The sequence below is a fragment of the Bifidobacterium oedipodis genome, assembly GCF_012932425.1.
Classification (GTDB): Bacteria; Actinomycetota; Actinomycetes; order Actinomycetales; family Bifidobacteriaceae; genus Bifidobacterium; species Bifidobacterium oedipodis.
This window is the reverse complement of the sequence record NZ_JAAIII010000001.1, coordinates 539,288-554,085: the sequence shown is the minus strand read 5'-3', so window position 1 is coordinate 554,085 and position 14,798 is coordinate 539,288. Positions and strand designations below refer to the sequence as shown.

The following is a 14,798-nucleotide window of genomic DNA, read 5'->3' as shown; positions in this document are numbered from 1 at the left end:
AATTAAGCGGCCCCCATCAAACTCACAAACTTTTCTCTTATCAGGCCTTCTTAGGTGCCTTAACCGGCGGTTCGCCCAGCTCGCTGGATACCACGGCCACGGCGTCGGCCGCAGCCTCATCAGCCTCAGCCTCGTCAGCGGTCTTGGCAACCAGCTCGAACTTGGCAATATCGCTCACGCGACCGGCCTGGGCAATATCAGCCTTGGCAGCGTTGATTGCCTCAGCACCCTCAGCCGGGGCAACCAGCTTAACAGCCAGAATCGGGGTCTTCATAGAGACCTTGGCCTCGGACTTGATCTTGCGCAGCTGCTCCACAGCCTTGCCGGCCCAATCCAGCACGTCGGCGGACACATCGCCAGCAGCCTGCTCATACGGATCGGCAACAGGCCAAGCAGCGCGGTGCACGGAACCGGAACCGGCGTGCATCCAGCTCCACACCTCTTCGCAGGCGTAGGGCAGGTAAGGTGCCAGCAGACGGGCGAATGCGTCCAGACCCAGACCCAGCGCGGTGCGTGCGGACTTCACGGCAGCCTCGGAAGGCACATTGCCCTGCTCGTCGGCGGTGCCGTAGGCGCGGTTCTTCACCAGCTCAATGTAATCATCGCAGAACTGCCAGAAGTAGCTCTCGATCGCCTCCAGCGCCTTGGAGTGCTCGTAAGCCTCCAGCGCCTCGGTGGCGGTGCGCACCACGTTGGCCAGCTTGGCCATGGCGGCGCGATCGAGCGGCTCGGTCACATCAGCCGGGTTCCAAGCGGCAACAGCAGGCTTGCCCACATGATGGTTCTCGTCCTCGCGGCCAATCGCCAGCGCGAACTTCGTGGCGTTGAGCAGCTTAATCGCCAAACGGCGGCCGATTTTCATCTGGCCGATGTCATAGGTGGCGTCCAGGCCAAGGCGAGCGGCGGCAGCCCAGTAGCGCACGGCATCCGCGCCGAACTTCTCGATCGGCTCGTTCGGCACCACAACGTTGCCCTTGGACTTCGACATCTTCTTGTGGTCGGGGTCGAGAATCCAACCGGATAGCGTGGTGTGCGCCCACGGCAGGCACTGGTTCTCCAAGTGCGCGCGGTCGATGGTGGAGAACAGCCACGTGCGGATGATGTCCTGGCCCTGCGGGCGCAGATCCATCGGGAACGTGGCCTTGTACAGGGCCTTGGAAGCCTCGTCCGGCTCCTCCCAGTGGGTCACGATCTGCGGGGTGAGCGACGAGGTCGCCCACGTATCCATAATGTCCTTCTCAGCGGTGAAGCCGTTGGGCTGGTCACGCTGCGACTCCTCGTAGCCGGCCGGCACATCGATGGTCGGATCGATGGGCAGCAGATCCTCAGCAGGAGTGATCGGATGATCGTAGTCGGCGGTGCCGTCGGCCTTCACCGGGTACCACAGCGGGAACGGCACACCGAAGAAGCGCTGGCGGGAGATCAGCCAGTCGCCGTTCAGGCCATGAACCCAGTTCTCGTAGCGCACGCGCATGAAATCGGGGTGGAACTCCAGCTCCTTGCCGCGCTCGATCAGCTCGGCGTTCAGCTTGGTGTCCGTGCCACCGTTCTTCAGATACCACTGGCGGGAGGTGACGATTTCGAGCGGCTTATCGCCCTTCTCGTAGAAGTTCGTCATACGCTTGGTCGGCGTCGGCTCACCGTCCATATCGCCGGATTCGCGCAGCTTATCGACGATGATCTTACGAGCAGAGAACGTGGTCTTGCCAGCGGTTTCGGCAAACACCTCGCGGCCGGCCTCGTCGGTGATCCAGTCCGGCGTATCCATGATGATACGGCCGTTGCGCTGGATGATGGAACGGGTGGGCAGCTTCAGATCGCGCCACCACTCAACGTCGGTCACGTCGCCGAAGGTGCAGCACATGGCGATGCCGGCACCCTTGTCCATTTCAGCGGCCGGATGCGCCAGAATCGGCACCTTGACCTTGAACAGCGGCGAATAGACTTCCTTGCCGAAGAACGGCTTGTAACGCTCGTCGTCGGGGTTGGCGATCAGCGAGGTACAGGCAGCCAGCAGCTCAGGGCGGGTGGTTTCGATGTAAATCGGGGTACCGTCTTCGAAACGGAACGCGATCTTGTGGTAGAAGCCGGGGTATTCGCGGCTTTCCAGCTCAGCTTGGGCCACAGCGGTCTGGAAGGTCACATCCCACAGGCCGGGGGCATCCTGCTGGTAGGCCTCGCCGCGGGCGAGGTTGCGCAGGAACGCCTTCTGCGCCACGCGCTGCGGATGCTCGCCGATGGTGTGGTAGGTCTGCGACCAGTCGATCGACAGGCCCAGCTTGCGCCACAGCGCCTCGAACAGCTTCTCATCTTGGGCGGTCAGGCGTTCGCACAGTTCGATGAAGTTCTTGCGGGAAATCGGCACCTGATCCTTGGCGTCGATTTTCTTGCCATCGGTGCCCTCGAACGGCGGCTTGAAATCCGGATCGTAAGGCAGGCTTACGTCCACGCGCACGCCATAGTAGTTCTGCACGCGGCGTTCGGTGGGCAGGCCGTTGTCGTCCCAACCCATCGGGTAGAAGACTTCCTTGCCCTGCATGCGCTTGTAGCGGGCGATCACATCGGTATGCGTGTACGAGAACACGTGACCCACGTGCAGGGAGCCGGAGACGGTGGGCGGCGGGGTGTCGATGGAATACACGGCCTTGCGGTCGAGCACTTTGCCGTCCTTATTGAACTTGTAGGTGCCGTTTTCATCCCAAACGGCGCGCCATTTGTCCTCCAGGCCGTCCACGCCGACTTTGTCGGGCAGAGCGGTGAGGTTGGCGTTGATAATAGTGGAGTTGCCTTCAGTCATAAGCCCTGAGTTTATGCACGTTGCATGACAAGAGAAGGGCTAGCTCTTGGTGACGCCGACCAATGGCATGCGTTGGTCGATCAGTGCGGTCGGATAGCCGGAAACCGACGTGCTTGCCACGGTAAAACAGGCTTTGGTATACAGCCAGTCGCTGGCCGCATCCTCGCTGACCGCACGCGCGTAAGCGGCGATATTCTTGGCGTAATCCTCTTCGTTAGTGGAGGCCCGCGCCTGCGCATACAAGGTTTGCACCTGCGCATTGTTGTAATGGAACATTGAGTTTGGGTCAGCGAACGAGCCCAAGCCATCGGAATCGCTCATGGATATGATCGTCAACTCCCAGTCGCCATGCTGAATGCGCTTGTCATACTCCTCTTGACTGAGCACCTCCAGATTCACCTGCGGGCGCGGCACCTGGCTGATCTGCTGGGCGATGGTTTCCGCCAGCGCACGATACTGCTCGCTGACCACCAGATTGACGCCGGGCAGGAACTCTGGCGAAAAATAGCCGAACATATCGGCCGCCTGATTCACATCATGCGGGAACAATCCGGTCAGATCCTCGTAGCCGGTTTCCAATGGGCTGATTGGCCCGCCCAGTGCGCCCGCCGAATCCGGCTGGCTGGATGCAATACCCGCTGCGTCGATTAAATAGCGCAGAGCCTTGCGTATCTGTTCGTCGGACGGCAGGGCATCGGTATCGCTGTTATACGCCAGCAACACCTTATCTGTGGTATTCCCCTTGCTCACCGTGAACGTCGACTGATCGGCGAACGAGGCCGCCGCAGTGGCGCTCGCCGGCGCGATCATGTCAATAGTGCCGTCGTTCAGGGCTTGGGTGACGGCGGTGTCATCGGCGTATTGGGTGACGGTTATGGTGCCGGCGGCCGCCTTGGTGCCATAATACGCATCGTTGCGATGCAGAGTCAGTGATTGGCCGGGCTGAAAATCGGCTACGGTGAACGGCCCGGAGCCGATGGTCGGATCGTTGGCCTCGGCGTCGAACACCATGCCGAGGCGGCCGGACAGCGCGCGCAGCAGCGTCGGATTCGGCTGGCTGAGCGTAATAACCACGGTGGATGAGTCGGGATTGGTCACCGACGTGAGATTGCCGAGTTCTTCGAAGCCGGATACCTGATTGGTCACTGCCTGTTGCAGGGAGGCGACCACATCCGCCGCGTCCAGCGTGTGCCCGTTGGAGAAGGTGACGTTCTTACGGATGGTCAGGGTAGTGGTCAGCCCGTCGCCTGACGTGGTCCATCGGGTGGCCAGCGCCGGTTGCACTTGATTCTGCTGGTCGACGCTGAGCAGGGTTTCGACCACGTTGTCAAGCATCAGACGTTCGGCGGCATTGCTGGGTGTGGTGCGCACGTCCAGCGACTGCGGCATATCCGTTACTCCGATGCGCACGGTGGCGTTGCTCTGGCCGGTGCCGTCGGCAGAGCTTGGACGATGGATTATGGACCAGCCTGCCCAGACCAGTGCCGAAAGTATCAGCGTAACTCCGAGGAAGATACCCCAACTAACCAGTCCGCTGTTCCGTGTGCTTCGCATGCCACCACAGTCTAGCGATGGCTATGTAGTGATGTTGGATGATTGGGTGCGATAGTGCTCTGCCAGCGGCTTTATTCGGCACTCGGGCAGGAATCAGCCAGCGGGCAGTTGGCACAGTCGGGTTTGCGCGCGTGGCAGGTGGCCCGGCCGAACAGAATCAGCCGATGGCTCAGATCAGTCCATTCTTCGGGCGGAAAACAGGCGGTGATTTCCCGTTCGATGTGCACCGGATCAGGGTGAGCGTCTCGCCAATCGGTACGCCAACGCAGGCGTCCGGTCACGCGCATCACATGCGTATCAACCGGGAAGCCGGGCACGCCGAACGCGTTGCCAAGCACCACGTTCGCGGTTTTGCGGCCGACGCCGGGCAAGGTGACCAGTTCATCCATCGTGTGTGGCACTTCGCCATCGAACTGGTCGGTGAGGGCTGCGGCGAGGCCAAGAAGATGCTGGGTTTTTGAGCGGTAGAAGCCGAGCGGGTGGATGATGTCTTCCACACGTATCGGATCGGCCGCAGCCAAGGCCTGTGCGGTGGGGTAGGTGGCGAACAGCTCTGGAGTGACGGTGTTTACGCGCTTGTCCGTAGTTTGGGCAGACAGCACAGTGGCAACCAGCAGCTCAAAGGGGTTGGTGAAGTTCAGCGCGCAGCGAGGTGTGGGAATCGTCTCGCAAAGTATCGCGTATTCCTCATGCATGCGCTGGATGCGCGCGGATTTGCTCTCTCGCATGATTGGTAGTTGGTTCGGCCGGTTCGGATTGTGTTGAAATAATGCCGCCGACTCGCCTAAGCGATGGCTTCGATATCAGCGTTATCAACCGGCTCGTCGGTGGGGATAACGGACTGTGCGGCATGCTTGGCTGCGGCATCATCCCGATCCTCTTCCGGCGGATCGAAGCGGTAGCCCACGTTGCGCACGGTGCCGATGAGATGCTCGTATTCGCCGCCGAGCTTGGCCCTCAGGCGACGGATATGCACATCAACGGTGCGGGTGCCGCCGTAGTAGTCATAGCCCCACACCTCTTGCAGTAGTTGGGCGCGCGTGAACACGCGGCCGGGATGCTGCACCAAGTACTTGAGCAGCTCGAACTCCTTGTACGCCAAGTCAATCGGGCGTCCATGCAGGGAGGCGGTGTATCCGTTGGTGTCCACAATCAGATCGCCGGAGCGAATCTGGCCATCTTCCACGGTGGTGCCGGGTTCACTGGTCGTGCCGCCGGTGTTGCCTCCGGCCGGCGCGTTGCCACGTTCGGAGACCAAGCGCAAACGTCCCTCGACTTCTGCGGGGGAGGCGGAGGAAACCACCACATCGGCGATGCCCCACTGCGAGTTGACCACGGTGAAGCCGCCTTCGGTGAGAATCAGCACAATCGGCGTGGACAGGCCACTGGCATGAATCAGACGGCACAAAGTTTTGGCGGTTGCCAGATCGTCGCGAGCGTCAAGGAACAGAATCGTGTTCTCCGGCATTTTCACGAGGCTGGCCGCATCCATCGGCAGCACGCGCACACGATGGGAAAGCAGTGCGAGGGAGGGCAGCACACTAGAGGGATCACTGGCGAATGTCATCAACGTCAAATCCGTCACGTTGTATCCCCGCTTCTTACTGACCTTATGTTTGCCCGATTGTATCGCGCGCCGACGAAGAATACACCACAACTTCACCGCTCACGGCGATGCAACCTGTTTTATTGTATGTGCTCGCAGGAGTAATTGTGGTTACAATCGCGAAATAATGTTCAGAACGTGGATTAATTAATCATGCCGGCAAGCAGCAGTGTGGCAGCGGCGACGGGAGCACCCATCAGCATGGTCGTAAGAACGCCGGTGCCAGCCCACGGCTGACGAATCTCAGGATCGGGGTCGGCGTCGCGCACCCACAGCACGGAAGCAGCCGCCAAAGCCGCAGCCAAGGCCACCAGAATCACTATGGTGACGATGCCCGCCGTGGTACCGCGCGTAACAAGCTCACCAAGTTCAGGCAGGAAGCACCATCCGGCCACTGAGATGGCAGCCACCCCGGAGGTGACGGCGTGCGACAGCGCACGAATCAGATGCGTGCGATTGGCGCGGGCCATCTGCCGGCCGAAGGAGAACACCACCAACGCCACCAGCAGGAATCCGGCGGACAGTGCCCAGGAATACAGGTTCTGCTCATTGGCAAGCTGCGGGGGCACCTCGCCGGCTGGGAACGGGAACAGCGTGAACGCCAGCGACAGCGCACCGAACACCACGGTGACGACGCGGTCGAGCATGGTGCCGCGGAATGGCCAGTACGCGGCCAACAGCACCAAGATGACGGCTGCCACAACGAAAGGCACCAAGGGTGTGCTGCTGCCGGGGAACGTGACGGCGAACAGAGCGGCGACGATCAGCGCCACGTAGGCTGTGAACTGGGTCAGCAACATGCGCAATGTTTTGGCTGTCCGGCTGTCCTGCGTGGTGCTGGTCATAAGTTGCCTCTCAAAATGAACGGATATGTTGCCATAATCCTACGTCGTGCGGTGGAATGCGGCTGTTTAGTGGGAGTAGCAATGCCAATTGCTGGCGTTACTTAGCGCTACAGGGCAAGGAAGCCGAGGTGCTCAAGCAACACTTTGAAACCAATCAGCAGCAGCACCACGCCGCCGGCGATTTGCGCGGGCTTCTGCCAGCGTGCGCCGAATACGCGGCCGATATATATGCCTGCAATCGAAAGAATCGCAGTGATTACACCAATGGACGTGACCTGAAGAATCAGGTTTGTTTTCATGAACGCGAAGCTCACACCCATGGCGAAGGCGTCGATGCTGCAGGCGACCGCAAGCGGCAGCATATGCTTCCAATCGAATTGCGCGGTCTCTTTGGAGTTCTCTTCCTCTTCCTCAAAGGCTTCGTGGATCATATTGCCGCCGATGAAGGCGAGCAGGCCGAAGATGATCCAGTGATCGAAGGCCGTGACATAGGAGGCGAAGGTGGATGCGGCGAAATAGCCGATAACGGGGAACAGTGCTTGGAATCCGCCGAACCATAATCCGGTTTTCATCGCATCCGTGGCACGTACGCGGGTGACGGTCAAGCCTTTGCCGATGGAGATGGCGAAGGCATCCATAGCCATGGACAGAGAAATCAATACTGTCTGAACAATGCTAGCGATCATAGTGGTGCATAAGGGGTTCATCCCGCCGAGCCTCCCCGGGGGATGGGCCTCGACGGGGTTCCTACACCCGCCTACGCCTTGGGGAGCGCCGACATTCAAACTGCCGAGTCTCACGGCTTTGAATCCCATACGAATGCTGTTCGCCAGTCGTACGCGTTTACGGGGCAAAATTGTAGCACGTTGCGTGTGGAGTGCGGGTTTTCGCGCCGGAAGCCCTGCGATCGCGGGATTCGGGGGATATAGCAAGTGAAAAAACGAAAACCTGCTATTTCCCATCTTGATGGATGGCAATAGCAGGTTTTCGCATTAGCGTTGTCGCAGCGTTATTCAACGGAACGCTGCGCTAGCTCACTTCTCGGAAGCGGCAAGGCGCTCGCGGGCCTCGACGATTTCCTTCTCGGCCTTCTCAACGCCGGTCCAGTAGTCGCCGGGCAGCACTTCCTTGCCGGGCTCCAGAGCCTTGTACTGCTCGAAGAAGTGCTTGATTTCGGCCTTGTGGTACTCGGAGACGTCGTCGATGTCCTTGATGTCGTCGAAACGCACGTCGGCAGGCACGCACAGCACCTTGTCGTCGCCGCCGGCCTCGTCCACCATGTGATACAGGCCCACAGCGCGGCACTCAACCACGCAGCCCGGGAACACGGAGTTCGGGATCATCACGAGGGCGTCAAGCGGATCGCCGTCCTCGCCCAGGGTGCCATCGATGTAGCCGTAGTCATCCGGATAGCCCATGGAGGTGAACAGCGTACGATCCAGGAACACGCGGCCGGTCTCGTGATCGACTTCGTACTTGTTCTTGGAGCCGCGCGGAATCTCCACCACGACGTTGAAGGTTTCTGCCATAGTTATCTCCTTGATCAGTGTGATCAGCAGTATTCGCTACTCACAATACCCGCTTTTGCCGTTCGTTGCGGCACAGTTGCTCTGTGAGTGTTCGTGGTCGGATTGTGGAAGAACGGTTGACCTGCGGTAATTTACGGTTCGACTGCGGGTTCTCACGGTTGCGCTTCCGATTCTCACGATACAGCTGTGGGATTGTCGCATACCTACGTAACAATCCCACAGGTCAATCGTGCAGACCGTCAGGCGAAACGTGCAAATGGCAGGCAAAAGAGATTTTCGTTGGAATTCCACCGTTTTGTCGCGTCTGTGCGTGGTTGCAGAAGTTGGGGGGCAAAGAAATCCCTGAATCACCATGTGGTTTCGTGGGGCTATGCCCAGCTGGGAAGGTATCGGATGTATCGTTTCCCCGATTCGGAATCGACCGTTTTGAGAACCCCATCCTCAAGGCATGTCTTCAGCAATCGTGAGATTTGTGAAGCGGCACTGCTTGGCAAACCGAAGCGTTCCCGCAGAGTGGTGTTGGTCATCGGCTGTCGCTGGGCATACTGTATGCAGGCATGCCAATAGGCAGAGTCGATACGTTGCTGCATGGTCAGTTCCCGGTATGGACTCGCCTGCAGCAGTGTGACGCGAAGATTGTCCCCAGGTTCTTCGATGTTTGGGGCGGGCATATGGTTGGACTCGCAATCCAATACGATTTTGTCCCAGCCGGATCCGGCCTCCTCGCAAAGATTCATACGTCGACAAAGCGCTGCCATTTTTTCATTGCGGGAGTGGGGCGGGTCGTTCAACAGCCGTGCGATATCCACGAGGGAACGTCCGGGATTGGTGAATTCGACGCGACCGTCGAAAATGCAGACCATGGGGCCGGTGCCCGTGATGGAGAGATCTTGATGGATGAGCATGTTGGCCGTCAATTCGCGTAGAGCGTTATGCGGGAATGCTCGTATTGTTGTGCGTCTCGCGCCCTCGATGACCTCCCGTTCCGGCAGAAGTGTCTCGATGTAATTGAGCATCTCGTCGAGATGCGCATAGCCGGATTCGAACGTTCTGCTGCGTGAGGGGGCGATGGGGGAGGTTCCCTCATATCGGATGACGCGCAGTGCCTTGCGCGAGACCGTGGGGAACAAGCCGAGGTTGCGTGCAAACAGCAATGCGCCGAGATTGGTGATGGCATACCGGCCGGAGTCTTGTGCGACGGCCAGTTGCTCCCTGACCAGCATGTGTAGAAGATGTTGGGCCGACGTTGTGGCCGGAACGCTGAACTCCTGACGGTAACAATCGACGTCAATGCGATCGAATACTTCGTCCACGGTGAGTTCCGTGGCGGCGAGCTGCAATTCGAAAATCTCGGATCGGGTGCGGGCCCATAGTTCCTCTTCGCGACGCGAGCCGTGCTTGAGCTCCTGTGTCGACGAGCCAGCTCGGATGTATGCGATTCCGTTCCACAGCGCGGGACGGTACTGTGCGGGCCAGATACGCAGCAGTACCAGTCGCTTATCATCTGTCTCAATGGTTTCGAACTGGAATTCGACATTGTCAGAGAGATGCTGGCGCAGCCAGATGTCTAATCCCTGTCGACCAATAGTCGTGGTACCTGGATCGAAATTGGTTCCGACGATTTTGTGTGATTCATCATCGATTCCCCAAACCTTGTATGCGTAGGTATGCCCGAGAAGCGTTGCCGAGTTGGACATGGCGCAGATGTCTCTGCCAATGCGTTCGGGGTCGGCATTGCCTCGTTTGAACTCTAGGCATTCGCTTTCGCTGGAGCGACTTGCCAACGCTGTGATAAGTGCGATGAGATCTTCTGGCATGATCGTCCTCCTCGTTGGTTCTGGATTTAGCTTAAACTCTTTTGATTTTAAAAGCAAAAGAGAACTTGAATTTTCAGAGCAAGTGCAACGTTGTTGAATGGTGGATTTCCCAGGGTGTCCTGTAGCCGTGGCGTTTGCGTGGTCTGTGGTTGATAGCGTCGTATACGGTCCGGACCTGGCCGTCGTCGATGGTGTCGAAGTCGGTGCCTTTGGGGAAGTACTCGCGGATCAGGCCGTTGGTGTTCTCGTTGCTGCCGCGCTGCCAAGGGTGGTGCGGCAGCGCGAAGTAGCAGACCGCGCCGGTGGCCCGCTCGACCTTCTTGAAATCGGCGAATTCCATGCCCCGGTCCAGGGTGACGGTGCGCGTCTCGGGATGCTCGCGCAGCGTCAGGCTCTCCACGCGGGCGACGTCGCGTTTGGTATGCGTGGCGGCGCGTCCGCCGGCGAGCAGACCGCTTCTGCGGTCCACGAGCGTGACCAGGCACGCCCCGGCGCCTTTGCCCACGACGGTGTCGCCCTCCCAATCGCCCAGCCTGGAACGCTCCTCGACCTCGGCGGGACGCTCCGATATGGGCCTTGCGTCGGGGATCTTGCCCCGGCGCTCCTCGGGCCCGTCCTTGCGATGCCGGCGTTTGCCTTTGCGGCGCAACCGGCCCTTGAGCCCGCGGCGGGTGCGGGCCAGGTCGGGCGGATCGAGCTCGCGGCGGTCGATCGCCCGGTAGATCGTCGAAGCGGAGACGGCCAGATCGGGCCGCTCCAGACCGATCCTGCCCGCGATCTGCTCGGGGGACCAACGCTCCCGCGCGATCAGCCGCACGACCAACCCGGCCAGCTCCGCGTCGTCGAGCCGACGCGGACGCGCGCAGGAGAGCCGACGGTCCTCGTAACGGCGTTGGGCCGTCGACGCGCGGTAGCAACGGCCCGTGCCGACCCTGAACGAGTTGCGGTCGATCTCGCGGCTGATGGTCGACTTGTCCCTGCCCGTGGCCAGGGCGATCTCGCCATAGCTCCTGCCCTCGTGCCGAAGCAGCATGATCTCCTCGCGCTCGGCCAAGGTAAGATGGGTGTACCGGCCCATGGGCCCTCCCGATGTCTGGTTGTCGTAAGCAAACACCATGCTATCGGGAACCCATGGGCCCATATCATTCACACCCGTTGCACTTGCTCTGAAAATTCAAGCCTCATTTATTGATAAGATGATGCAGAAAACCGTGAGATGAGGCAGAAAGGCTGTGACGATGCGAGAATTTAGCTATGCGACATTGCCGGATCGGTTCTTTGCAGCTGACATTACCAAGTTGCTGCTGGAGATTCGTGAATTCAAAGGCAAGCAGCAGCTGTGGGCTGAACTTCGGCCGCAAGTACTGGACTCTCTTATGAATGTGGCGCGTGTGGAAAGCATTGGCGCATCGAACCGCATCGAAGGCATCGCCACTACAGAGCGTCGGTTGCAGGGTCTGGTGCTGCGTACCACGGAGCCACATGGGCGTGACGAGCAGGAAATCGCCGGTTACCGTGATGTTTTGGCGCTGATCCATGAGCAGCATGATTATATCGGCATCACGCCGAATGTGATTCTCCAATTGCATCGTGACCTCATGCGTCATACCTCGTTTTCATTCGGTGGGCATTGGAAAGACAGTGACAATGCGATTGTCGGCATTGACGAGGCGGGGAAGCGTTATGTGAGATTCCGCCCGACCTCCGCATTAGCTACACCTGACGCCATGGAACGGCTGTGCGCGACATATCGTGAAGCGATTAGTCTTGACCGTTACGACGCGCTGCTGCTCGCCATGCAATTTGTGTTCGATTTTCTTTGCATCCATCCCTTCAACGATGGTAACGGCAGAATGAGCCGACTGCTCACTGTATTGCTGATGGAACGTGCAGGATATTCGGTCGGCAGGTATGTGAGCATTGAACGACTGATCGAAGACAACAAGCAGCTCTACTACGAGTCTTTAGCTGCAAGCTCCACCGGCTGGGATGAGAACACCAACGATGAGACTCCTTTTGTGCGGTTTATGCTTGGCATTGTATTGGCCGCATACCGTGACCTTTCGGATCGCATGGGTACCATCTCCTCTGATTCAGGGAAGCGCTCCAAAGCGCAGCGTGTAGCCGACGTGTTTGATCGGCGACTTGGACGAATCACCAAGGAAGATATTCGTAAGGAATGCCCGGACATCAGCGACACCACCATCGAACGAGCGCTGAAGCAACTGATTGATGAGGGACGCATCGCCAAAGTGGGTGCCGGACGTGCCAGCGCTTATGTACATGTGCAATAGGTTAGGAGATCCTTCGACTCCGGGCTACGCCCTCCGCTCAGGATGACGATGGGTGGCGTGTAGTTGCGCTCAGAATGATGTTAGCTGGAGTACAGTCGGCGATCATGTTGGTTGCAATCATTGTGCCACTTCGCCACATGGTAAGACGCGTCGGGCCGGCGTTCGTGCCCATCGCTTACAGTGGCGCATGAAACCCAATGACGCAAACCAAAGGGGAGAGTCATGTCCGTATTGGATGAACTGGTGGCGGGAGCCGTCGAGGATGCTGCAGCGCGCGAAGCGCTGGTGCCCCTCGCCGAACTCAAGGAGCAGGCGGCCAAGGCCCCTGCGCCTCTTGACGCCAAACGATGGCTCAAGCGCGCCGACGGCATCCCTGTGATTGCCGAAATCAAGCGCGCCAGCCCCTCCAAAGGCCATCTGAGCGATATTCCCGATCCGGCCGGATTGGCCAGGGAATATGAGGCTGGTGGCGCGTCCGCCATCTCTTGCCTGACCGAAGGTCGCAGGTTCTTGGGCAGCCTTGACGACTTCGATAAGGTCAAGGCCGCCGTCAAGATTCCGGTGCTGCGTAAGGACTTTATCGTCAACGATTATCAGGTGTGGGAGGCGCGAGCCCACGGCGCGGATTTTATTCTGCTGATCGTCGCCGCCCTTGACGACGCCACGCTCAAGCATCTGCTGGATCTCGCCCATGAGCTCAAGATGACCGTCCTCGTTGAAACCCATACCCGCGAGGAAATCGAACGTGCCGAACGAGCCGGTGCCAAGGTGATTGGCATCAACGCCCGCAACCTTAAAGACCTGAAGGTCGATGTCAACAAATATCTCGAACTCGCCGCTGACCTGCCCGCTGACGTTATCAAAGTCGCGGAGTCCGGCGTGTTCGGTGCCGTGGAACTCACGGATTACGCCCGCGCCGGTGCCGACGCGGTGCTGGTCGGCGAAGGCGTGGCCACCGCCGACGACCATACGCTTGCCGTTGAACGACTAGTGAAAGCAGGAGCACAAGTGAAAGCATCCGAAACCACACCACTGAGTGAGCATGATGGCCCGTACTTCGGCCAGTATGGCGGCCGTTACGTGCCCGAAGCGCTGATTCATGCGCTTGATGAGCTCGAAACCGTATACAACGAGGCCAAGGCCGATCCCGAGTTCCATAAGGAACTCGCCCGCTTGCAGAAGCAGTATGTCGGCCGTCAAAGCCCTCTGACCGAAGCTCCTCGCTTCGCCAAGCTCATTGAGGAACGCGTCGGCATCAGCCCTCGCGTGTTCTTGAAGCGTGAGGATCTGAACCACACCGGTGCGCATAAGATCAACCATGCACTCGGTCAGGCGCTGCTGGTCAAGCGCATGGGCAAAACCCGTGTGATCGCCGAAACCGGTGCCGGCCAGCACGGCGTGGCCACTGCCACCGTATGCGCCATGCTCGGTCTCAAGTGCCGTGTTTACATGGGCCAGATCGACGCCCGTCGTCAGGCTCTGAACGTCGCCCGTATGCGCATGCTCGGCGCGGAAGTGGTGGAGGTCACCACCGGCGACCGCATCTTGAAGGACGCCATCAACGAAGCTTTGCGCGACTGGGTCACCAACGTTGCCACTACGCACTACCTGCTTGGCACGGTGTGTGGCCCGCACCCGTACCCTTCCATGGTGCGTGACTTCCAGAAGGTCATCGGCGAGGAGATCAAAGAGCAGCTCAACGACTGGTACCACATCGACCATCCGGACGCGGTGTGCGCCTGCGTGGGCGGCGGCTCCAACGCCATCGGCGCGATGAACGCCTTCCTCGACGACGAGCGCGTGAACCTGTACGGCTACGAGGCCGGCGGCCACGGCCCCGAATCCGGTGAGCACGCCGTGCGCTTCGCCCCCGGCACCGGCCAGCTCGGCATGTTCCAAGGAGCCAAGAGCTACCTGCTGGAAACCGACGAAGGCCAGACCAAGGACACCTACTCCATCTCCGCCGGACTCGACTACGCTTCCGTGGGCCCCGAACACGCCTGGCTGCACGACATCGGCCGTGTCACCTACGATTACGCCACCGACGAGGAGGCCATGAACGCCTTCCGCGACCTGAGCCAGACCGAGGGCATCATCCCCGCCATCGAATCCGCGCACGCCGTCGCCGGCTCGTTCAAAGCCGCCGCCGACCTCAAGGCCAAGGGCTATGAGCATCCGGTGATCGTCATCAACATCTCCGGCCGTGGCGACAAGGATATGGCCACCGCCGGCAAGTGGTTCGGCTATCTGACCGACGAGCAGAGCGCCGCACTGGAAGTCACCGGCGCGCGCGGCACCGAGGTCGCCTGAACACCGAACACCCTAGAGTTCGTGGCATCAGCCACGAACCCGCACG

At 59.7% G+C, this 14,798-nt stretch carries 11 protein-coding genes; 2 read left to right on the top strand and 9 right to left on the bottom strand.

Going from position 1 to position 14,798, the window contains the following annotated elements:
- Positions 1–40: 40 nt before the first annotated feature.
- The 9 genes from valS to G1C95_RS02335 all read right to left on the bottom strand — a co-directional run bounded on the left by valS (position 41) and on the right by G1C95_RS02335 (position 11,226).
- Entirely contained in the window at positions 41–2,797 is a 2,757-nt protein-coding gene (gene valS / locus G1C95_RS02375) for a valine--tRNA ligase (protein ID WP_169171316.1), read from the bottom strand.
- Between the two features lie 39 nt (positions 2,798–2,836).
- Positions 2,837–4,351, bottom strand: a complete 1,515-nt coding sequence (locus G1C95_RS02370) for an ABC transporter substrate-binding protein (protein ID WP_169171315.1) — start codon at positions 4,349–4,351, stop codon at positions 2,837–2,839.
- A 71-nt stretch (positions 4,352–4,422) separates the two neighbouring features.
- Positions 4,423–5,079 (bottom strand): endonuclease III, encoded by a 657-nt coding sequence (gene nth, locus G1C95_RS02365; RefSeq protein WP_169171314.1) that lies wholly within the window; start codon positions 5,077–5,079, stop codon positions 4,423–4,425.
- Between the two features lie 56 nt (positions 5,080–5,135).
- Entirely contained in the window at positions 5,136–5,918 is a 783-nt protein-coding gene (locus G1C95_RS02360; protein ID WP_169171313.1) for a winged helix-turn-helix transcriptional regulator, read from the bottom strand.
- A 182-nt stretch (positions 5,919–6,100) separates the two neighbouring features.
- A complete protein-coding gene (locus G1C95_RS02355) occupies positions 6,101–6,802 on the bottom strand; it encodes a hypothetical protein (RefSeq protein ID WP_169171312.1) in 702 nt (233 codons plus the stop codon).
- A gap of 107 nt (positions 6,803–6,909) precedes the next feature.
- Complete coding sequence (locus G1C95_RS02350) at positions 6,910–7,488, bottom strand: manganese efflux pump MntP (protein WP_169171311.1); 579 nt, start codon at positions 7,486–7,488, stop codon at positions 6,910–6,912.
- 348 nt (positions 7,489–7,836) lie between these two features.
- A complete protein-coding gene (locus G1C95_RS02345; protein WP_169171310.1) occupies positions 7,837–8,331 on the bottom strand; it encodes an inorganic diphosphatase in 495 nt (164 codons plus the stop codon).
- 368 nt (positions 8,332–8,699) lie between these two features.
- Positions 8,700–10,148: an ATP-binding protein gene (locus G1C95_RS02340; protein ID WP_169171309.1), complete on the bottom strand. Its 1,449-nt coding sequence runs from the start codon at positions 10,146–10,148 to the stop codon at positions 8,700–8,702.
- Between the two features lie 73 nt (positions 10,149–10,221).
- On the bottom strand, positions 10,222–11,226 hold the full coding sequence (locus G1C95_RS02335; RefSeq protein ID WP_169171308.1) for an IS30 family transposase: 1,005 nt from the start codon (positions 11,224–11,226) through the stop codon (positions 10,222–10,224).
- 160 nt (positions 11,227–11,386) lie between these two features.
- Here G1C95_RS02335 and G1C95_RS02330 point away from each other — a divergent pair, with 160 nt between their 5' ends.
- Together G1C95_RS02330 and G1C95_RS02325 are read left to right on the top strand one after the other, a co-directional pair.
- Positions 11,387–12,442, top strand: a complete 1,056-nt coding sequence (locus G1C95_RS02330; RefSeq protein WP_169171307.1) for a Fic family protein — start codon at positions 11,387–11,389, stop codon at positions 12,440–12,442.
- Positions 12,443–12,664: 222 nt separating this feature from the next.
- Positions 12,665–14,752 carry a bifunctional indole-3-glycerol phosphate synthase/tryptophan synthase subunit beta gene (locus tag G1C95_RS02325; RefSeq protein ID WP_169171306.1) on the top strand — a complete coding sequence of 696 codons (2,088 nt, stop codon included), beginning with the start codon at positions 12,665–12,667 and terminating at the stop codon, positions 14,750–14,752.
- Positions 14,753–14,798 lie beyond the last annotated feature (46 nt).